Raw genomic sequence first — 20,268 nt, forward strand, 5'->3', positions numbered from 1 at the left:
AAACGAGAACGCGGGCGCGCAGGCATGGTCGCTAGATTACGAAGAGGATCACCGCCATGAACTGGAAGATGCTGCCGGCGAGCACCCACAGGTGAAACACGCTGTGCAGATAGCGCACGTTTTTGGCGATATAGAACGGCACGCCCGCGGTGTAGCACACGCCGCCGACGGCGAGCAGGGCAAGTGCCACGGGGTTGAGCAGCGCAACAAGTTCGGGCAGCTTAAAGACAACGAGCCAGCCCATCAGCAGGTAGACCAGGCCGCTTACCCAATGCGGCTGGCGCTCGCGTAGGAAGCACTCGAGGGCGATGCCGATGATGGCGATGGCCCATACGGCAAAGAACAGCACAGCGCCGCCGTCGTTTGCGAGCGTGATGAGGCAAAACGGCGTATAGCTGCCGGCTATGAGCAGGTAGATGCAGCTGTGGTCGATGATGCGAAACACGCGCTTGGCGCGCGCGGGCTGAATCGCGTGGTAGAGCGTGGAGGCTAGGTATTCGAGGATAATGCTGACGCCATAGACAATCGCCGCGGCCATATGGGCCGGGCCTCCGCCGCGCAGGGCGGCGAATACGATCAGGAGCACCAGGCCCGCGATACCCAGCAGGCAGCCGACACCATGGGTGACGGAGTTCATGATCTCCTCGCCCACTGTGTAGTGTGGAACGACCGCGGTCTTGGGTCGCGGCTTAGAACTGTCGCTCGAATCGGACATGCCGGTTACATCCTCCAACGTAAAGAGTTCTCAACACTATATCAAAGCGTCTAGGTACGTGCGAAATTTGCACCATACGTGACCCTTTGTTTACCCATTCTTTGCCTGTTGACGCATCAACGGCGAACGTCCATAATGCGCTTGCATTAAATGTTGATGTATTAACATCTTATAGGAGAATACCGCATGGCTCAAAACGCACGTTCCCATCGAAAGCTCAAGATAGCCGGCATCGTTGCACTAGTGGTTGTCGTTGCGCTGCTCGGATTTGCCGGCAACTTTCTGTTTGACTTCGCGCTGAATCCCCGCGCGCCATACACCATGAAGATGATGCAGGATAGCAAGAACGACAAAGAAGGTGAGCAGCCGGATGCCGAGGATACCGAGGCGCGGGCATGGTTTAAAGAGAACCGCAAGAGCAGCAACCTCACCGCGGACGACGGGACCGAGCTTGCCGCCTGGTATTTTGCTGCGTCGGAGAGCACGCACGACTACGCCGTCTGCCTGCATGGATATACCAACGAGCCCATCGGTATGGCCCGATACGCCAAACGCTTCCACGACCGTGGCATGAACGTACTCGCACCCGCCGCCCGCGCCCACGAGCGCTCCGGCGGCGACTATATCGGCATGGGCTGGCCCGAGCGCCTCGACATCGTCGCATGGATCGAGCGAATCGTTCAGGCTGACCCCAAGGCGCGCATCCTGGTCTTTGGCGAATCCATGGGCGCGGCGACCGCCATGAACGTCGCGGGGGAACCTCTGCCCGCAAACGTGAAATGCATTATCGAGGACTGCGGTTATACGAGTGTTTGGGACGAGTTTTCTCTGCAGCTCAAGGACGTGTTCGGCCTGCCCAGCTTTCCCTTGCTCGATGTAGCAAACTTGGTGTGCAACGTGCGCGCGGGCTACGACTTTCATAAGGCGAGCAGCGTGGAACAGCTCAAGCGCGCGACGGTTCCCATGCTGTTTATCCACGGTGACCAAGACACCTTTGTGCCGTACAGCATGCTCGACCAAAACTACGACGCGTGCGCCAGCAAGGTCAAGCAAAAGCTCACCGTCCATGGCACCACCCACGCCAAGAGCGCGCAGGTCGACCCCGAACTCTACTGGAACACGGTCGACGACTTCCTCGACGAGTATTTTTAGGCAAATAGTACGGTTTACTGGCCTATCTGACCCCCCTAGCACTTCCGAAAAGCCGCCCGTGGGCACTGTGCTCACGGGCGGCTTTTGCTAACAGTTGTGCTACAAAGGCGCTTGTTTTGTCTAATAGCTAGGTGCTACTTGACCTCGATGAGCTCATACTCGCTCGTGCCCAGGCCGATCTTCTCGGCATGCGCGATGCACACGCGCCAGTCGGTGTCGGGATGCGTGATGCAGAAGGGATCCTTGGCCTGCTCGCCCTCCAGATGCTCGTGGTTATGCTCCATCTTGGCCGCGCTATCGGTGAGCTCGGTGTTGGGCAGCGGCTCAGACGCCATGACGGCGTCGGCGCAGGCCTGGTCGATGGCGACCGGGTCGAAGCTCGCGAACATGCCGATGTCGTTGACGATAGGCGTATCGTTTTCGGGATGGCAGTCGCAGTTGGGACTGATGTCCATGGCAAGCGAGATGTGGAAGCTCGGGCGGCCGTCGACGACGGCCTTGGTGTACTCGGCGATCTTGCAGTTGAGCACGTCGGCTGCGGCCTCATAACCGGGCTTGATACAGTCCTGGTTGCATGCCGCAATGCAGCGTCCGCAGCCCACGCAGCGATCGTGGTCGATGGCAGCCACGTGCACCGTGCGAGTAGCGCCGCTGGCAAGCTCGCGCTCGCGGGTGCCGTCGAACGAGATAGCGTTGTGCGCGCAGATCTTTTCGCAGGCATGGCAGCCAACGCAGTGCTCGGTCGCGACGTTCGGCTTGCCGGCGGCATGCTGCTCCATCTTGCCGGCACGGCTGCCGCCTCCCATGCCCAGGTTCTTCATGGCGCCGCCAAAACCGGCCTGCTCATGGCCCTTAAAGTGGGTGAGGCTGATCACGATATCGGCATCCATGAGCGCCTGACCGATCTTGGCCTCGTGCACGTACTCGCCGCCCTCGACCGGGACGAGCGCCTCGTCGGTGCCCTTAAGGCCGTCGGCGATGATGATCTGGCAGCCCGTGGCATACGGGGTAAAGCCGTTCTGGTAGGCGGTATCGATGTGCTCGAGCGCGTTTTTGCGGCTACCGACATAGAGCGTGTTGCAGTCGGTGAGGAAGGGCTTGCCGCCCAGCTCCTTGACGACATCCGCGACGGCGCGGGCGTAGTTGGGGCGCAAAAAGCTCAGGTTGCCCAGCTCGCCAAAGTGAATCTTGATAGCAACGAACTTGTTCTCAAAGTCGATCTGCTCAATTCCGGCGTGACGGATGAGGCGCTTGAGCTTGTCGAGCTGGCTCTCGCGAGCATGCGTACGCAGGTTGGTGAAGTACACCTTGGCGGGTGCTGCGGGTGCAGTTGCGGTCATAGATATATCCCCTCGGTCTATATGGCGTTACAGACATAGAGGATGGTACCAGTTAAAGCAGAGTTAAAGTCAAGTACGGCACCTAGTCATTGGGGACGTTCTTAAATGACTACTCTTGGACTTTGAGTGCTTCGGCCAGGCCCACACGTTTGATGGAACGCATGTGCAGCAACGCCACGACCAGGTAGGTCGCAAAGCCAATACCGACGCATGCAGCCATGGACCAAGTGGGCACGTAGATCTCGATATTGCCGTTGTAGGCGAGCAGCATCGAGCGGAAGATGGCCGTGAGCGAGCCAATGATGACCGGCAGGCTCAGCACGAGCGACGCTGCCACGCACAACGTGATCGAGCGGATGTACAGATGCGAGATCTCGCTATCGCGGTAGCCAAAGACTTTCATGTAGCTGATCGAACGGGCGCTGTGGTCGATCACCGCCTTGGTCAGCAGGTACATAAACAGCAGGAAGATGAACACCGCAAGTCCAACCATCATGCCGATCATTTTGCTCATCATGCCGATGAACTGGTCGCCCACGGCGCGCATGTCGTCGGGCGTGGTGTCGCCGGCAAAGTAACGAGCATCGAGGTTGAGCTTCTCGTCGCTCACATAGCCGTTAAAGTAGGCGGCGTCGTTGCCGAACAGCTCGTTAAAGTCGTCGATGCTCATATAGACATTCATATCCGACTTAGAGCCCCAAACGCAGTCCTTGCCCACGTACTCAAAGGAATAATTCTTGCCCTCGTACTTGTCGCTGAGCGTGACCTTCTGACCCTCGCTCCAGCCAAACTTATCGAGCAGACCGCCACCAAAGACGACACGGCCGTCGCCGACGTTGAGGTCTTTCCAATAGCGCGAATCGGATGAAATGCCGTAAACGGAAATCGTCTCCTCGCCATTTCCGTCGCCGCGATCGTATTGCAGCTGGTAGACGGCGTATTTCTCGGCCTGCGCGATTGCGCCTGCACCGTTGTCGATCGTGTTGACCGGGTGAATGTCGTCGTTGTCGGTGTCGATCTTAGAGGCCTTGTCGATCAGGTCGATAGCCTCGTCGCGGTCGCAGCCGAGGGCATCGGCAAGATCATCGAGGCGCGCATAAAGCGCATCCTTCTTGTCCTGGACCTTGGCGAGCGCGTCCTGCGCCGCGGCCAGGCTCTCGGCAGACGGAGCGCTGGTCGCGGCATCGGCTGCCGCCTGCGCCGCATCGGCCGCGTCGTCAAGCTCGTCATCGGCATCCTGAGCGGCAGAAAGCAGCACGCCGTCAACCGACTGTAAGCGCTCGAGTGCCGACCACTGCTCGCGCTCCTCGGCAGTGCCCTCGAGCTCCAGCGGCGCCTTGAGCGTGTACTGGTGCTCGGCGACCAGGCTTGTCTCGAGGTTGTCCACATAGTGCGTCATCGTGGGCAAAATCGCCAGGCCAAAGAGCAGTAGCAGCGAGGCAAACGCAATGCCCACGAAGAGCGTGGCGAAGTTGCCCAGATTGCGCAGGAAGATACGCAGGCGGAAGCGGGAAACAAAACCCATGCGCTCCGGCAGCTGCAAGCCGCGCTTGGTGCCCGATTTGCCGCTCGCCTCGTGGCGAAGAAACTGCAGCGGCGTCTTGCCCATCTTGCGAAGCAGGCCCACCAGCGTGATGAGAATGAGCGCGGCGGCGGGAACCACGGCACACTTCACGAAGATCTCCCAGCTCCAGTACACCTGGAAAGGCGGCAGGCTGTACGAACCGTAATAGAGGCTGCGCATGGGCTCGGTAAAGAACACAACGCCGAGCGCAGTGCCCAAAAGCGCCGCGACCACGCCCACGATGGCGGGAAGCGCAAGGTAGTGCAGCACGATCTCGCGTCGACGATAGCCGCTGGCGAGCAGCGTGCCGATGATGGCGCTCTCCTCCTCGATGGTGGCGTCGGTAAGGACCACAAAGACAAACGCCATGATCACGATGATGATGTCGAGCAGCGTCATCCACATCATGGAGTCGCCGTCCACGTCATCGCGCGCATAGCCAATGCCCTGGTTGGAATCGGCGTCGATCAGATCGTCCACGCGCGCATCGGCGTCGGTCAGTGCCTCGACCATATCTTGCTCGGCGTCGATGCGGTCCGCGGTGGGGAGGTCGCGATCGGTAAAGGTGAAGGAGTAGGTGTAGGCGGGTGCGCCGTCGGCATCTTCGAGCGCGGCAAAGCCGCCATCGGTGACCTCGGCCACGCCGTACGTGATGGTGTTCACCGTAAAGTCCGAATTGTTGAGGAACAGCGCCTGGCTATCGGGCTGGGTCATGATGCCGCAGATGATGTAGGTGCGGCCCTCAAGCTCAACCTTATCGCCCACGGCGAGGTCGTTGTTGGTGGCAAAGACACGGTCGATTGCCACCTCGTCGTCCGCCTTGGGTTCCCTGCCCTCACAGTAGGACGCGATATCGACCTTGGTGCGGTGCGCATAGGTGCGCAGCGTGCGCTTGGTGCCGTCGTCGCCGGCGGTCTTTTTGATGATGGCGTCGATGGAGAAATTCTTGTAGAGCGTAACGCCGCCGACGTCGCCGGCTGCATCCTCGGCCGCCTTGAGCTGGTCTTTGGTGGCCTCGAAGGAGGTGGTCACGCGGCCGTCCTCAATCGTGTACGCATCGCGCATGTCGTCGATAAGGCAGCCGATGGAATGCGCTGCGAGCAAAAAACCCGAGGTGAGAGCGATGCTTCCGCACATAAGCAAAAAGATGCCCAGGTACTTGCCGATATTGCGGCGCAGCTCGCGCGGGAGACGTTTTGCGAGAGGTGTCATGGCGCCGCCTACCAATCGAGCTCGGCGGCCGCAACGGGCGACTCGTTGAGCTCATCCTCGACGATGCGCCCGTCGCGCAGGCGCAGCACGCGATTGGCCATGCGCGCGATGGCGGCATTGTGGGTGACAATGATGATGGTGCAGCCGTAGGTGCGGTTTACATCCTCCATGAGCTGCAAGATTTCCTTGGACGTCTTATAGTCGAGCGCGCCCGTGGGCTCGTCGCACAGCAGCAGGCCCGGGTTTTTGACGAGCGCGCGGCCGATGGCACAGCGTTGCTGCTGACCACCCGAAACCTGGCGCGGGAACTTGTTGCGGTGCTCGTAGAGGCCCAGCGAGCGTAGCAGGTCGTCAATGTTGAGCGGCTTTTTGGACAGGTGCGCCGTGACCTCGATGTTCTCCTTGATGGTGAGATCGGGCACCAGGTTGTAGAACTGGAAGACAAAACCCAGCTCACGGCGGCGATACTCGCCCAGGTCGGTAGGCTTGAGCACCGTGAGGTCGCAGCCGTCCACCATGATGGAGCCGCCGTCGGCATCCTCCAGGCCGCCGATCAGGTTAAGAAACGTCGACTTGCCCGAACCCGAAGGCCCCAGCATGACGCAGATCTCTCCGCGGTTGATGGACGTGTCGATGCCGTCGAGCACCGTCAGGCGTGCATCTCCATCGCCGTAGTGCTTCTTGAGCCCCTTGACCTGGACGTAGGCTTGCTTCGTCGCCATGCTATCCCCCATTGTTAGCCTATTGCTACTTTATGAGCGTAATAGTAAACCATGGCGAACTATTTTGGAGCGAGGCTCGGGATTTATTTCAGACTGGTCATTGGGGACGCTCTAAATGACTAGGTGGCTAGGCGCGGGATTTGGCGCGTGCGAGGGCCAGACCTACGGCGGCAATGGCGGCGGCGAAGAGCACCGTGACGCCCAGATCGCAGGCGATGTCGCTCAGCACGGCAGACGTCAGATCCGAGGCAAGTGCCTTGCTGATCGCATCGTTCACCCAATATGTCGGCACAAAGTGCGCCACGGTCTGCACGGCCGAGCCCATGAGCGACAGCGGCATCCAAGCGCCGCCCAAAAACGTCATGAGCATGCCGAGCAGGTTGCCCACACCGTTGAGCAGCTCCTCACGCGCACCCAGGCTCGAAAGGGCAAAGCCAACGGCCAGCGGCGTGCACGCCAGGGCAAACGTCGCTGCCAGCGCCAGGCACACACGGCCCACGCCGACCTCGGCGACCGCGCCGGCAAAGCCCACAACGCCCATCATGCTCGACACAAACCAGATGCAGACGGTGAGCACGGCGGCGGCCGCAAACACAGCAAGCGAGCGCTGGCGCTCGGAGACCGGGCCGGCCTCCATGCGGCGCACACGCTCGGGCTCGTTCATGCCCGAGAACACTAGTCCCACCGACACGATGACCGACGAGATGATCGCGTACGCGCCAAAGTTGAAATACGACTCGAGCGTGGCGGCAGCCGTCGAGTCGACCTTGACCTGCTCGATCTGGACCTCCGCGCGCTTTGCAGCGGCATGCTCGGCGGCCTTGGCAACATCGCCGTTAGAAGCAGCGGGCTCAAGCGCCGCCGCAGCGCCCGCGAGCGAGATCCAGCGCGAGGCCTCGGCAGACGAAAGCGCCGCCGCCATGGTGCCGGAACCGTAGGTCACGTCGAGCTTGGGCAGGGCCTCCCTCGCGCGGGCAGCCGCGACCAGGTCGTCCTCGAACCCCTCCGGGATAAAGAACACGCAGTCGGCGCTGCCCTTGGCACTATTGCTCTTGGAGAGCGCGTCCGCGAGGTCGTAGGTGTCGTCGCCGACGCCCGTGACCAGCTCAAAGCGCGAACCCAGATGTTTGGTAAGCGCACGCGAAAGATCGCTGTCGTCGCGATCGATCACGATCACGTTGGTGTCGTAGGGCTTGTACTCGGTGAGCTGCGACGAGTTCCAGCTCACCGATGCCGCGATGAATACGCCCATGAGCGAAATGAACACCGTGTAGATAAGCAGATAGAGCGGGTGTGCGAGCGCCATGCGAAGCGCGGTCTTAAAGGTGCTCATAGCGGCTCCTTCCAAAGATCAGCGTAGCGGCGGCGACAAACACCAGCGTCATGAGGACCAGCGCGCCGGCGCGAACGACAAAGGGGCCCAAGTCCTCAAAGAAATACAGGCGGTTGAACATGTCGCAGACAAGCTTGACGGGGTTGAGCCAACACTCGGCCGGGCAGGCGCGGGCGACGTCGTCGGCAAGCGCCATCGCCGGCTCGCCGTAGAGGCCGGCGAACAGGGCGCACGTGGTGGCAAAGCCCGTGAGGATGCCCGACTTGGACGCCTTGCCGCCCTTAACGGGAAGCGTGCCCACAAAGAGCCCCAAGCCCGTGGCGGCAAGCGCGGAAGCGGCGGCGCCCACCAAACACAGCCCCTCGCGCCCGCCAAAGTCGACGCCCACGACTAGGCGCACGTAGCCGATCGCGATCACCATCGAAGCAAAGGAGACCAGCCACGAGCCGACAAAAATGCCGGCCAGCGACGCCGTCTTGGAAAGGCCGCCCACGCAGCGGCGCGCGCCAAGGCCCGACAGATTGGGCTGCAGGTCGACAACGCTCAAGGCGGCAAACTCGGCAGACATCATCGCGACCAGGCCAAAAAGCGCGTAATAGTAGATGACCGTGCCGTCGGGCGTGGTGCGCGTAAGGCTCACGCGACGGGTGCCGCCCTCGAGCGACAGGGCGCGCGCAACCGCCTCGGGGTCGGCGAGTGCCGCCGGGTTGTCCTGGGCAATCTGGGACATGAGCTCGGCATTTTGTGTATACGAGCTTGCCACCGTCTCCAGGATGCTGCGATCGGTGAGCACCGATGATGCGCGCGAGCTGTCGTAGCTCGATAGCAGTGTGAGCTTGGGTGCGCCCGCGTCGTCGACCGTATAGATGCCCGCGACCTCGCCGGCCTTAAGCACACGGTTCGCATCGGCTGCGTCGTCGCACTCGTGGATCTCGAGCAGCTGATTGTCGCTCTCCTTGGCAAGCGACGTCGCCACGTCCTTAAAGGTCGAGGCGTCCCAGGCCTCGTCCGCTATGACGGCAACCGGTACCGGGTCGACCGTGCCGTCAGAGCTCAGATTCGCAAACATAAACATGAACATCGTGGAAAGTGCGATGGGAAAGAGAGCGCCCCAGACCCACGTGCTCGGCCGGCGCAGCAGCGTCTTGACCGTAGTGATGATGGTGTTGAACATGACTGCCCCCTAGTCGCGCAGCTCGCGGCCGGTGATCTCGAGGAACACGTCGTTGAGGGTCGGCGGCTCGCTCCACACGCGGCCGAGCGCCACATCGGCGGCGCGCAGCGTGTCGAGGATGTCGACCAAATTGTGCGGGCTCGCTTCGCAGGTGCAGACGAGCTCGCCGCCGGACAGCTCAACCGAAAGCACGTGCTCGAGGGCGCGCAGCCGCTCGACCGTGGCGGTCTCGACGGCGCCGACCTCGACAGTCACGCGCTCGCCCATTTGAATCATGCGTTTGAGCTCGTCATTGGTGCCCTGCGCCAGCACACGTCCGCCGTCCATGATCATGATGCGGCTGCAAATCTGCTCGACTTCCTCCATGTAATGGCTGGTATACACCACCGTGGCGCCCTCGTCGCGCAAGCGGCAGATGCCCTCCAGGATGGCGTTGCGGCTCTGCGGGTCGACCGCCACCGTGGGCTCGTCAAAGAAGATGAGCTCGGGCTTGTGCGCGATACCGCAGGCGATGTTGAGGCGACGCGCCAGGCCGCCCGAGAGCTTGCCGGGGCGAAACTTGGTAAAGTCGCCCAGCCCGACAAAGTCGATCGCCTCGTCCACCAGCGCGCGGCGGCGCTTGCGGTCGTTGACGTAAAGGCTGCAGAAATAGTCGATGTTCTCGCGCACCGTAAGCTCGTCAAACACCGCCACCTGCTGCGGCACCACACCGATGCGGCGCTTGAGGTCGTAGCGGGCGGGCGTCATGGGCTCGCCGAACAGCTCGATGGTGCCTTTGTCGTAGGCGAGCAGCTGCAGAATGCAGTTGATGGACGTGGTCTTGCCCGAGCCGTTGGGGCCCAGCAGGCCAAAGATCTCGCCGGGGGCGATGCTGAGGTTAAAGTGGTCAAGCGCGATAAGGTCGTCGTAGCGCTTGACGAGGTTTTCGACGTGGACGATGTCTGTCATGAGGCGGCCCTTCTGTTGATTGCGGCCCGGTACGATTGCATCATCGCAGGAGCGGACGGCGCGCACCAGTGAGCTTTGTCACGAGTGCGGGGGCTCGGTCGCGTGGCCCGCTGACGCGACCGCCCCACCGTGCGGGAGGAATGTCACGGTTGCGCTAGGCGGCCCCTCCACCACGCGCAGCTTCGCGTACAATACCCGTATGAACAGGCTTTTCGACAAATCGATCGTGCTGGCGTGCTGTATTGCGGCCGCCATGGGTCTTGCCGTGGACGCTCGTCTGGTTGTGGCGTTTTGCCTTGGCATTATTGCCACCTCGCTGGCCGAGGTCGCACAGGGGAAACGCACCCGACGCGCAAGCGAGGCAGCGAGCTACGCCTGCATCATCGCGGCTGTCTTCGTGCCGCCGTTTGTGCCGTTTGCGCCTCTCGCCCTCTATGACATCGCGCGACGCGTGCGCCGCGAGCACGCCTGGGTCGCGTTGGGCATTGGCTCCGTCTTTGCCTTTGCGCTCGTCGCGGACCTTCGCGCCGATGCGCTTACCGCACGAACGCTCCTGCTGACCGCCATCCTTTCGGTTGCCGCCACCTTGCTATCGCTACGCACCGCCCAGTTGGAGCGCGAGCAGCGGCGCATGCGCCGCACCCGCGACGAGCTGCAGGAACGAGCCCTCGCGCTCGAGGCGCGCAACCGCGATCTTGCCGATCGCCAGGACTACGAAGTCGAGCTCGCGACGCTCGCCGAACGCGCCCGCATCGCGCGCGAGATCCACGATAACGTCGGGCACCAGCTCACGCGCGCCTCACTGCAGGCCGAAGCCCTACGCGTGGTCCACGCCGACGAGCCTGGCGTCGCCGCCGATTTCGCCGACGTTAAACGCACGGTTGACGAGGCGCTCCAGCTTGTGCGCGCCAGCGTCCACGCGCTCAACGACAACGCCGTCGACCTTTCCGTGCAGCTCGAACGCATTGTCGAAGGCACACGCTCGGACGGCGGCCCGCAGATTGAGCTTGAAGTTATGGCCGAACATGCGCCCGCAAACGTCGCCAACTGCTTTGCAGCGGTCCTGCGCGAAGCGCTCTCCAATACCATACGCCACGCTTGCGCCCAGACCGTCACCGTACGGTGCATGGAGCATCCGTCGTTTTACCAGCTCATTGTTACCGACGATGGCGTGGGTGAGGTCCAAGCAAGCGGCCGCGGCACCGCGGAGGGCATGGGGCTCGCCTCCATGCGCGAGCGCATCGAGGCGCTTGGCGGCACCTTCACCGCCGGCCCGCGTGCCGGCGCCGGCGGCTGGCGTGTGTTTGCCACCGTTCCCAAACAGCAAGGAGATGAGGGCCGATGAGGCTCATCGTTGTCGACGACGACCGCTTGGTGGTCGATTCGCTCAAGATTATCTTGGGCGCCCAGCCGCAGATCGAAGTGGTGGGCACCGGTGCCAACGGCAACGATGCGGTGGCGCTCTACGCCGAGCACGCACCCGATATTGCGCTGCTCGACATCCAGATGCCGAGACGCGACGGCCTTTCGGCCGCGCGCGAGATCCTTGAGCACGACCCTGCGGCGCGCGTGGTGTTTCTGACGACGTTCTCGGATGACGAGTACATTGTGTCGGCGCTCAAGCTGGGCGCCCGCGGCTACCTGATCAAGACCGATGTCGCTGCCATTCCGCCGGCGTTGGCGCAGGTCATGGACGGCAAACGCGTGCTCGAGGGCAAGGCGATCGAAGATATCAACTTTGATGGGGCGGACGTCGAGGCCGGCGCGACCCGCCGGCCCGCCGCCTTTGCCGGCCTGACCGACCGCGAGTTCGAAGTCGCCGAGCTCATCGCCCGCGGCCTCGACAACAAGGAGATCGCTGCCACCGCCTATATGGGCGAAGGCACCGTGCGCAACCACATCAGCTCGATCCTAGCCAAAATGGGGCTACGCAACCGCACCCAAATCGCCATCGCCTATCTGCGAGGCTAGCCGCTGGCTGCCGCCAATTTGATGCCATTTCAAAACTATGCCGGTTTACTACGATGAACCGCATATCTCCGACCACGGCAAATTGCGCACTTACAAAACCGCAGGTAGAACACTTGCGATATTTGCAAAAATGCGGGTGTGGTCAGGAATCTCGGATTCATCGTAGTAAACCGGCATAGTTTTGTTCGGGCGGCCCTGCACGAGTGTCTCCGCCAGCCTCGCGGGACCAAAATGAGCCGTTTTCCTCCGTCCCCAATGGATCAGCCGAAACCGCCCGCCACGAAATCGGCCCATCTACTACGTTTGACTCGATACCCCTGACCATACCTTCGTTTTGAACAAAACCGCAGTCGTTCTACCTGCGGTTTTGTTTTTGCGCTTTTCGGCATGGTTGGGGGTAAGGGGCTAAACGTAGTAGATGGGCCGGTTTCGTGGCGAACCCTTCTCGCCTACGCACAAAAGCGCCGCCACGGAGGAGGGAGATACCTCCGTGGCGGCTGGGGCTGGGGGTGGGGCTATGTTCTGGCTCCCCGCCGGCCGCCCGGGGCCTTCTGGCCCCGGGCGCTGCCAGCGTGCCTAGCGCTTACGGATACCCCAGACCAGGGCTCCGACGCCGGCCATGGCGATGACAAATGCCATAAGCAGAGCGGCAGCCTGCTGGTCGCCCGTGGTGGGCAGGAAACCCTTGACCGTCTTGACGATGTTCGTCACGGTCTTGGGCGTGCCGGGATCGGGTGTCGGCGTAGGAGTCTCGGGCTTCTTGTACGTGTTGTTGAACACGATACCCTCGACGCTCCTGTCGCCCTTGGCAAAGGCGACATTCGCCTTGAGGTTGCCCTCGCCGTCGTCGACCACGTTGACGGTCGCGGTAAAGACGGACTTGTCGTAGGTTATACCGGCCTCGTCGCCCTTGACCTCGCTGATGGTGTAGACGTACGTACCGGGCTCGCTGTACTCGAACTTGTCGAAGTTGATCTTACCGTCGGCATCGTTGGTGACGGCGGACTCGATGCCCTCGCCAACGAGCTTAAAGCTGAACTCGTCCTTCTTGAGCTCGCGTCCCTCGAGCACCTTGATGGCGCCGATGGAGACCTGCGTGGGCATGGCGTGATACTTGTTGGTAAAGCCAGCCGACTCGGTGGTTCCCTCGAGCTTGTGCGTCGCGGTCAGCGTGCCGTCGCCGTTGTCGGAAACGGTGGTCACGACGGTGTAGGTCGTGCCGTCATAGGTGACGCCCTTGTACAGGCCGAGCGCGTTGGGGCAAGCCTCGCGCAGCGTGTACGTGTGCGTGCCGGGCGCCTCGTAGCGGATCGGGCTCAGTGTCACAGTGCCGTTGGCGTCGTTGGCGCCGCTTGCGACAACCACGTCGTCCTCGAGCAGATCAAACGTGAACTCGCCAGCTGCAAGGTCGCGTCCGGTCAGACGCTTGACCGTCTTGACCTGATCGGTCACGGAAGAATCGGTAGGCGCCACGCTGTAGGTGTTGGTGAACGTGAAGGCAGCACCGTCGTCGCCTTCGCGCTTGACGCTCAGATGTCCGGTGCCGTCGTCAGTCACGGTATAGGAAACCTTGCGCGTGGCGTTGGCATCGTTAGTCACGCCAGGGGCGCTGCCGGTCTCGGTTACCGTGTACGTAAAAGTGTGCGAGCGCGGAGCGGTGGGGGCCGCAGGCTCGGGCTCGTCGGCGTTGGCGTCAGCGTCGGCCTCTTCAGCTTCGGTCTCGTCAGCCTCGTCGGCCTCGGCCTCGTCAGCTTCGTCCGCCTCGGCCTTATCGGTCGCATCGTCCGCCACGCCCAGGGCGCGGTTGAGGTCCTCGAGCGTAAAGTGGATCTTGCCAAAGTCCACGTTGCCGGCCGCGTCGTTGGTTGCGGTCGTGCGCTCGGGCATCGGGGCACCAGCCTCGTCGGCGGTCACGGTAAAGGTGAACTTACCCGTGATGTCGGCCGGGGCCAGGCCCTCGGCAACCTGGAGCTTCTTGGTACCGGTGAGCGCGGCATCGACGGCCTCGGTGCCGTAGACGTTCTCGAACAAGGGCTCGACGCCGCCGTAGTCGACCGTTGCCGTCAGGGTACCGTCACCGTTGTCGACGACGATAACCTTAAAGCCAAAGCTCCACGTTGTAGCGGAAACGCCATTTGGCAGCCCGAATAAATCTTCGTAGGCCGTGTAGTTAATGGTCCAGGCAAGCTTGCCGTCCTTATCGGTACGATGGGCAAGCCCAGCAGACTCAAGATCGGCAAGCATCTTGGTGTCGTAGTGCAGAGCATCAAAGCTCACGTGCCCGCCGATATTGGGCTTGAGATTTTCATAACCCACAAGCTCACCCTGATAGGCGATACCGAACCAGAACTCGCCGTCGACCATCGGGCGACCGGTCAGGGTCTTGGCGGCAACGACCTGAGCAGCGGTGCCACCAGGCGTGTTGGTCGTAGCGCTATAACTGTTGACGAACGGAACCACGGCGCTCTCGACCGCAGCCGCGCCGGTCTTGTACTCGGTCACCAGCGTGCCCTCGGGACCGCCGGAAACGGTCGTCGTAGCAGTGAGCGTGCCGGCGGTGTCGTCGGCGATGGCGATCGTCACCGTGCGCACGGCGTCGTCGTAGGTGTAACCGGGCTGGTCGTCGTTCTTCTCGGCCACGGTGTACGTAAAGGTCTTGCCGGCGTCAGCCTGCGTAAATATAACCTCATGACCAGCCAGAATGTCGATCAGTCCGACCGTTGCCTCTGCCGCTGCGGGGGACTTGAAGCTATTAGCCCCGGGCAGCAGACCGAGCGCGCGAGCCGAAGCGTCGTCAGCAGGTGTCACGGTAAAGGTGAACTGACCCTCGGTCATGGGGCGGCCATCCAGATACTTGCTGAGCCACAGACCGCCGGCAGCGGTGTAGTTAAGCTCAGTGCGGTACGTGTTGGTAAAGCGTCCGTTTTCCTTCTTGGTGACGTTGGCGGTCAGGCTGCCATCGCCGTTCTCGGTCACGGTCACTTCGGCGGTTGCGACATGCGCGTCATACGTCATGCCGACCGTGCTGCCCGCGTTCTCGCGAATCTCGTACTTATAGGTTCCGGCGGCAGCGTAGTGAATCTTGCCGAACTTGATGGCGGCAATGCCGTCCTTCGCGTCCTTCTTGCTCACGGTTACGGTTGCGGGATCGGGCAGTGGGGCGTCTTCGGGGGCGGTGATGGTAAAGCTGAACTCGTCCCCATCCGTCCAGTCGCGGCCGCTGATGACCTTGCTCAGGTCAAAGTCGAGCTCCGCATCGAGCGGGGCCACGCTGTAGGTGTTCTTGAAAGTCGCAGCCGTGGCGTCCTTCAGGACATGCTCGGCCTTGAGGGTGCCGTCGCCGTTGTCCGTGATGGTGGTCTCGATGGTGTACTTGGCGTCACTGTAGGTGATGCCCTTGCTGGTGGTTCCGCCCTTGATCTCGCGCAGCGTGTAGGCGTGCTTGCCGGGCTTGTCGTATGCGACCTTGCCCATCGTGATCGCGCCGTCGGCAGCGTTAGTGCCGGTAGCGACAACCTTATCGCCCTCGACGAGCTCGAAGGAGAACTCGCCTTCCTTGAGCTCACGCCCGGTCAGGACCTTGTTCGCGGTGATCTGGTCGGTGACGCTGAACTCGCCAGGATTCGGCTTGTAACTGTTGCTGAACTTCGCCTCGTCGGCGCCCTTCAGCTCATGCTTTGCCTTGAGCTCGCCCTTGCCGTTGTCGGTGACGGTGGTCTCGATGGTGTAGGTCTTGCCATCGTAGGTGATGCCGTTGCCGGCGTCGCCCGGGACCTCGCGCAGCGTGTAGGCGTGCTTGCCGGGCTCGTTGTAGATGATCTTGCTCATCGTGATCTCGCCGTCGGCGGCGTTAGTGCCGGTGGCGACGACCTTGGCGTCCTCGCCCTCGACGAGCTCGAAGGAGAACTCGCCTTCCTTGAGGTCGCGCCCGGTCAGGACCTTGGTCGCCGTGATCTGATCAGTAACACTGAAGCTCTTGGGCGTCACGTTATAGGCGTTCTCAAAGATCGCCTTCTCGACGTTCTGCAGCTTGTGCTCCACGCTGAGGGTGCCATCGTTGTTATCCTTGACGGTGGTCACAATAGTGTACTCAGCGGTGCTGTAAGTAATGCCATTTTCGGTGGTGCCGGCCTTGGTCTCGCGCAGTATGTAGGTGTGCTCGCCAGCCGCAGTGTAGGTGACAGGATCCATTACGATCTTGCCGTCGGCATTGTTGGTACCGGTGGCGACCACGTTATTGCCCTCGACGAGCTCGAAACGGAACTCGCCAGCCTTGAGGTCGCGCCCGTCCAGGACCTTGTCCGCGGTGATCAGGTCGGTGACGCTGGAGCTCTTGGGGGTCACGTTGTAGGAGTTCTTGAACTCGGCAACCTTGACGTCCTTCAGAACATGCGTGGCACTGAGCGTACCGTCGCCGTTATCGGTGATGGTCGTCACGATGGTGAACTTGGCATCACTGTAGGTGACGCCCTTGCTGGTGGTTCCGCCGTTAACCTCGCGCAGCGTGTAGGTGTGCGTTCCAGCCTTGTCGTACTTCACGGGGCTCATCGTAATCGTGCCGTCGGCGGCGTTCTTGCCGGTGGCAACGACCTTGGCGTCCTTGCCCTCGCCCTCGACGAGCTCGAAGGAGAACTCGCCCTCAGTCATGTCGCGCCCGGTCAGGACCTTGGTCGCGGTGATCCGATCCTCGACAGGCTTCACGTTATAGGCATTGGTGAACGTAAATGCCACATCGCCGTCTGGCTTGTGGGATACGCTCAGATTACCCTTGCCGTCATCGATCACGGTGTAGGAAACCTTGCGCGTGGCGTTGGCGTCGTTGGTCACGCCAGCAACCTTACCGGACTCGGTCACGGTGTAGGTAAAGGTGTGCTCGCGCTTCTCGCGCTTCTCGCCCAGAGCCTTGTTAAGGTCGTCGAGCGTAAAGGCGATCTTGCCAAAGTCGACCTTGCCCTTGGCATCATTGGTCACGCTCGCGTTCGCGGGCATGGGTGCGCCCTCTTCACCGGTCACGGTAAAGGTGAACTTGCCGGCAATGTCAGCCGGGGTCAGGCCATCAGGAACCTGCAGATTCTTCTTGCCCACAAGCGATACCTCGACAGGCGCGGCAGTGTAGGAGTTCACAAACTCGTTGCCGGCGTCGCCGTAGACAGCCGTCGCCGTCAGGGTACCATCGCCGTTGTCGGCAACGGTCACATATGCGTCAATTGCCGCCGTGGTAGCGCTCACGCCCGCAGGCAGCTCGCCGGTCTGCTCGGCAGCAATGTAATGAATAGTCCACGTGGGCTTATCTGCGCTGGCGTCAAACAACGCCTTGTCTTCCTCGACAAGCTTGACAAGCGACTTGGTCGTGTACGTCAGCGGACCGAACTCAACCTTGCCACTCTTGTTGGTTGCGTTCAGCAGGACCTCGTCGTGCCCCGCGTAGCTCAACGTAAACTTGAATTCACCGTCGGCCATCAGGCGCCCCGTGAGCGTCTTGGTAGCCTCAAGAGTCAGCGGGGTTTCCGTCTTGGCGCTATAGGTGTTCGTGAACTTAGTCTCACCCGAGGTCTTTTCAACGTCAGCCTTAAGCTCGCCCTTGGCGTTAACCGTCACAGTCACCTTGAACGTGACAACGTTCTTGCTGTAGGTAATGCCACCGGCGTCGCCCTTGACCTCGCGGACCTCATAGGTGTACTCGCCCGGCTCGACATAAGTAATCTTGCCAAAGTTAATGGCTGCCTTGCCCTTGTCGAGATCGGCATTGGTCACAGTTACGGTCGCGGGGTCGGGCATCGGGGCATTGTTGTCGGACGTCGCGGAGAGCTCAAACTCAAACGCATCCGTATCCGCCCACTTGCGGCCCTCGAGCACCTTGGTCAGACCAAAGTCAGTCTTGGTATCCACCGTTGTCGGCTTGGTTGCAAGGCTAAAGATAATCTTGCCGTTGTTGCCCAGGTGCGAATGCACGTGCGTGGAAGTCGCAACGGAGGAAAGGTCATTCCACCTGGGGTTAAGCACGTCGCGCGCGGTCTCGGTCTTGTTGCCGTTCGCCTCCACATCGTCCTTGGTGGTATGCAGCTGGTCGATATAGGCCAAGCGCGCGGTTCCCTTATTAAAGGACCAATAGCCGTCATCTTTGACCAGAGCGCCGTCGTAGTTGGCGATCTCGTGCCCCTCAAACTCCACAACGGCATAGTCGTCCTTCGGCTTGCCGTTTGCGCCCATCGCCACAAACTCGTCCTTGTAGTAATAGACGTCGTTGCCCCGCGGCTTTACCGTCGCGCGCTGGGTGCATTCCTTGTCCGTGTAGATAGGCGTGATTTTTTGGAAGTAATAGTAGCTGTTGGTATCGGCGGGCTCAAACTCGGCGACAACATCGCCCAGCTCGCCGCCCGACCACTTGTTGGCTAGGAAGTAGACCGTCTGGTTGTCGGCACCCTTATGTTTCTCGATATACTTCTTGAGTCCGTCATCGGGCGTAAACAGGTTGTTACGCGCGGCGTCCTTGACGCTCGAGGTGTATTTAATCTGAATAGGCTTGATGTCATTGAGCGACGTGCGCTCAAAGATCCCGTTTTCCATGTCCACGTGATAGCGGATCAGCGGAATCAGCGATGCGGGAATCTTGACCGTCACGATATCGCCCTGCTGCGCATTGGCAGAGCGCTCGACGGTGATGACCAGGTCCTTGGCCACGCCCGAAAACTCGTACGTGTCCGTATTGCCCTTGGTTGTCTTGGTCACTTCATCAAAGGGGACGCCATTAATCTGAGCGCTGACAAACGTATCGACCTGCATAAAGTCGCCCAGCTCATCACTAAAGGTGATGTAGCCGGACTTGCTCTCGTCGTAACCATCCTCGATCTGAGTGGGAGAACCCTTGCCCGAGGTGATAGAGCTCGAGATATCATCAAACACCTTCTTGAGCTCATCGGCATTCGACGCAGCCTTGTAGAAGTCGGAATTCTCGGTGCGCTTACCAAGACTATTGGTTGTGTAGGACGTGGCGTTTGGATAGTTACTCGACACGGCGTGCATGAACTTGTTTTCGTTGCTCGTCCAGTAGTTCGTAGGATCGGCAGCGGGATTCGCGTCATCAAAGATGCCGATGGTGTAGACCGTAGCGCCTTTCTCCTTCATTTTCTTGGCCGCGGCTATGGCATTGTTGGCAACCGTAGAGTTGAATTCACTGAAGTCTGTGGGCGTGCCATCCGTAAAGAACACGACTACCTTCTGGGCATCCTCGCGGCCTGACATGCCGCGAGCAAGCTCAAGGCCGTAATCAGCCTGCGTGGCGCCGGCGGGCTTGATAGAGCCGACCGTATCCTTAAGTTCCGTCGCATCGCTACCGACACACGGCGTCAGACTCTTCATAACCTGCGAATAGTTGTAATCGTCGTACGTAAATCCCTGATATTCGCGATACATATCGTTGCCGATCTCGTTGCTCTTTGCACCCGCGAATTTAACGATGGCAACCTGATGCTGCTTGGAATCATCTTCGATCTTTGCATTCTGCTCGGCAATAGCGTCGATAAAGGAACTGGCAGCGTTCTTAAGTGCGGTGATGCGTTTGATCTGATCATTGCCGCCCATGCTCTTATCCATCGAGCCGGAGGCATCAAGCACCATCACGATATCGAGCGGTTTAGTGACCAGCGACGTTGTGTCAGAAGTCGAAGACATCGTGGAGAGCGTCGTCACAAAGTCGGACTTTTCGTCCTCTGTGGGCTCGACCGTCTTGTCCGTCCAGATTCGGCCTACATAACGTGTCGTCTGGTCCTGCTCGCCGCCCGACGCCCAGTATTGCCAGCGGCCGGTAGTGTCGGGGTCGACTATCTTTTTGCTCGCCGTCGGTCCGTCCATTCCTGTGCTGGACCTGGCGTTGGCCTCGGGCAGCATGGCAAATGCTGCAGCCGGCAACACCAGCACCACGGCCAGTATCACCGCCAAGAGACCCCTCGTGTACTTACTCATCGCGTCTCCCTTCTCGCGGTCTCAGACCTTGCAACAGCCTAAAGTTACGAAATGAGACACAATTTGGGCAGGTGACACATGTTCCAGATTCTGTTTTGGATCGCGTCGAAAATGTTGGTGTAAGGGTGACGCCCTAGCGCCCGTTTAACGAAGAACGGCCTTCGTCCTAGAATCT

General features: G+C 60.8%; 11 protein-coding genes. 3 read left to right on the forward strand and 8 right to left on the reverse strand.

Features of this window, described 5'->3' with window-relative positions; genetic code table 11:
* Positions 1 to 31: 31 nt before the first annotated feature.
* Positions 32 to 715 carry a PAQR family membrane homeostasis protein TrhA gene (gene trhA / locus ACESUZ_RS06670; protein ID WP_006235740.1) on the reverse strand — a complete coding sequence of 228 codons (684 nt, stop codon included), beginning with the start codon at positions 713 to 715 and terminating at the stop codon, positions 32 to 34.
* Between the two features lie 186 nt (positions 716 to 901).
* On the opposite strand from trhA, the gene ACESUZ_RS06675 reads away from it, so the two are divergent.
* On the forward strand, positions 902 to 1,867 hold the full coding sequence (locus ACESUZ_RS06675; RefSeq protein ID WP_373199163.1) for an alpha/beta hydrolase: 966 nt from the start codon (positions 902 to 904) through the stop codon (positions 1,865 to 1,867).
* Between the two features lie 134 nt (positions 1,868 to 2,001).
* On the opposite strand, the gene ACESUZ_RS06680 is transcribed toward ACESUZ_RS06675, so the two are convergent.
* The 6 genes from ACESUZ_RS06680 to ACESUZ_RS06705 all read right to left on the reverse strand — a co-directional run bounded on the left by ACESUZ_RS06680 (position 2,002) and on the right by ACESUZ_RS06705 (position 10,160).
* Positions 2,002 to 3,207 (reverse strand): DUF362 domain-containing protein, encoded by a 1,206-nt coding sequence (locus tag ACESUZ_RS06680; protein ID WP_250787356.1) that lies wholly within the window; start codon positions 3,205 to 3,207, stop codon positions 2,002 to 2,004.
* Positions 3,208 to 3,316: 109 nt separating this feature from the next.
* Positions 3,317 to 5,983, reverse strand: coding sequence for an ABC transporter permease (locus tag ACESUZ_RS06685; RefSeq protein WP_373199166.1), 2,667 nt, complete (start codon positions 5,981 to 5,983; stop codon positions 3,317 to 3,319).
* A gap of 8 nt (positions 5,984 to 5,991) precedes the next feature.
* Positions 5,992 to 6,705, reverse strand: coding sequence for an ABC transporter ATP-binding protein (locus tag ACESUZ_RS06690; RefSeq protein ID WP_373199167.1), 714 nt, complete (start codon positions 6,703 to 6,705; stop codon positions 5,992 to 5,994).
* A gap of 127 nt (positions 6,706 to 6,832) precedes the next feature.
* The gene (locus ACESUZ_RS06695) at positions 6,833 to 8,038 is read right to left on the reverse strand and encodes an ABC transporter permease (RefSeq protein ID WP_271731179.1); all 1,206 of its coding nucleotides are present in this window, start codon (positions 8,036 to 8,038) and stop codon (positions 6,833 to 6,835) included.
* Positions 8,025 to 9,212: an ABC transporter permease gene (locus ACESUZ_RS06700; RefSeq protein WP_373199169.1), complete on the reverse strand. Its 1,188-nt coding sequence runs from the start codon at positions 9,210 to 9,212 to the stop codon at positions 8,025 to 8,027. Before ACESUZ_RS06700 ends, ACESUZ_RS06695 begins: the two co-directional genes overlap by 14 nt.
* 9 nt (positions 9,213 to 9,221) lie before the next feature.
* Positions 9,222 to 10,160: an ABC transporter ATP-binding protein gene (locus tag ACESUZ_RS06705; protein WP_152067463.1), complete on the reverse strand. Its 939-nt coding sequence runs from the start codon at positions 10,158 to 10,160 to the stop codon at positions 9,222 to 9,224.
* 199 nt (positions 10,161 to 10,359) lie between these two features.
* Between ACESUZ_RS06705 and ACESUZ_RS06710 the strand changes: the two genes are divergently transcribed.
* Positions 10,360 to 11,505, forward strand: a complete 1,146-nt coding sequence (locus ACESUZ_RS06710) for a sensor histidine kinase (protein WP_161115233.1) — start codon at positions 10,360 to 10,362, stop codon at positions 11,503 to 11,505.
* On the forward strand, positions 11,502 to 12,131 hold the full coding sequence (locus ACESUZ_RS06715; RefSeq protein ID WP_373199171.1) for a response regulator: 630 nt from the start codon (positions 11,502 to 11,504) through the stop codon (positions 12,129 to 12,131). Before ACESUZ_RS06710 ends, ACESUZ_RS06715 begins: the two co-directional genes overlap by 4 nt.
* Positions 12,132 to 12,707: 576 nt before the next feature.
* On the opposite strand, the gene ACESUZ_RS06720 is transcribed toward ACESUZ_RS06715, so the two are convergent.
* A complete protein-coding gene (locus ACESUZ_RS06720; RefSeq protein WP_373199173.1) occupies positions 12,708 to 20,093 on the reverse strand; it encodes a Spy0128 family protein in 7,386 nt (2,461 codons plus the stop codon).
* Positions 20,094 to 20,268: the final 175 nt, after the last annotated feature.

Source organism: Collinsella aerofaciens ATCC 25986 (genome assembly GCF_964239575.1).
Lineage (GTDB): Bacteria > Actinomycetota > Coriobacteriia > Coriobacteriales > Coriobacteriaceae > Collinsella > Collinsella aerofaciens_BQ.

Excerpts from the sequence above, each read along its gene's own strand:
- ACESUZ_RS06700 (WP_373199169.1), bottom strand. The coding sequence starts at position 9,212 with ATGTTCAACACCATCATCACTACGGTCAAGACGCTGCTGCGCCGGCCG.
- ACESUZ_RS06715 (WP_373199171.1), top strand. The coding sequence starts at position 11,502 with ATGAGGCTCATCGTTGTCGACGACGACCGCTTGGTGGTCGATTCGCTC.
- trhA (WP_006235740.1), bottom strand. The coding sequence starts at position 715 with ATGTCCGATTCGAGCGACAGTTCTAAGCCGCGACCCAAGACCGCGGTC.
- ACESUZ_RS06705 (WP_152067463.1), bottom strand. The coding sequence starts at position 10,160 with ATGACAGACATCGTCCACGTCGAAAACCTCGTCAAGCGCTACGACGAC.
- ACESUZ_RS06675 (WP_373199163.1), top strand. The coding sequence starts at position 902 with ATGGCTCAAAACGCACGTTCCCATCGAAAGCTCAAGATAGCCGGCATC.
- ACESUZ_RS06720 (WP_373199173.1), bottom strand. The coding sequence starts at position 20,093 with ATGAGTAAGTACACGAGGGGTCTCTTGGCGGTGATACTGGCCGTGGTG.
- ACESUZ_RS06680 (WP_250787356.1), bottom strand. The coding sequence starts at position 3,207 with ATGACCGCAACTGCACCCGCAGCACCCGCCAAGGTGTACTTCACCAAC.
- ACESUZ_RS06695 (WP_271731179.1), bottom strand. The coding sequence starts at position 8,038 with ATGAGCACCTTTAAGACCGCGCTTCGCATGGCGCTCGCACACCCGCTC.
- ACESUZ_RS06690 (WP_373199167.1), bottom strand. The coding sequence starts at position 6,705 with ATGGCGACGAAGCAAGCCTACGTCCAGGTCAAGGGGCTCAAGAAGCAC.
- ACESUZ_RS06685 (WP_373199166.1), bottom strand. The coding sequence starts at position 5,983 with ATGACACCTCTCGCAAAACGTCTCCCGCGCGAGCTGCGCCGCAATATC.
- ACESUZ_RS06710 (WP_161115233.1), top strand. The coding sequence starts at position 10,360 with ATGAACAGGCTTTTCGACAAATCGATCGTGCTGGCGTGCTGTATTGCG.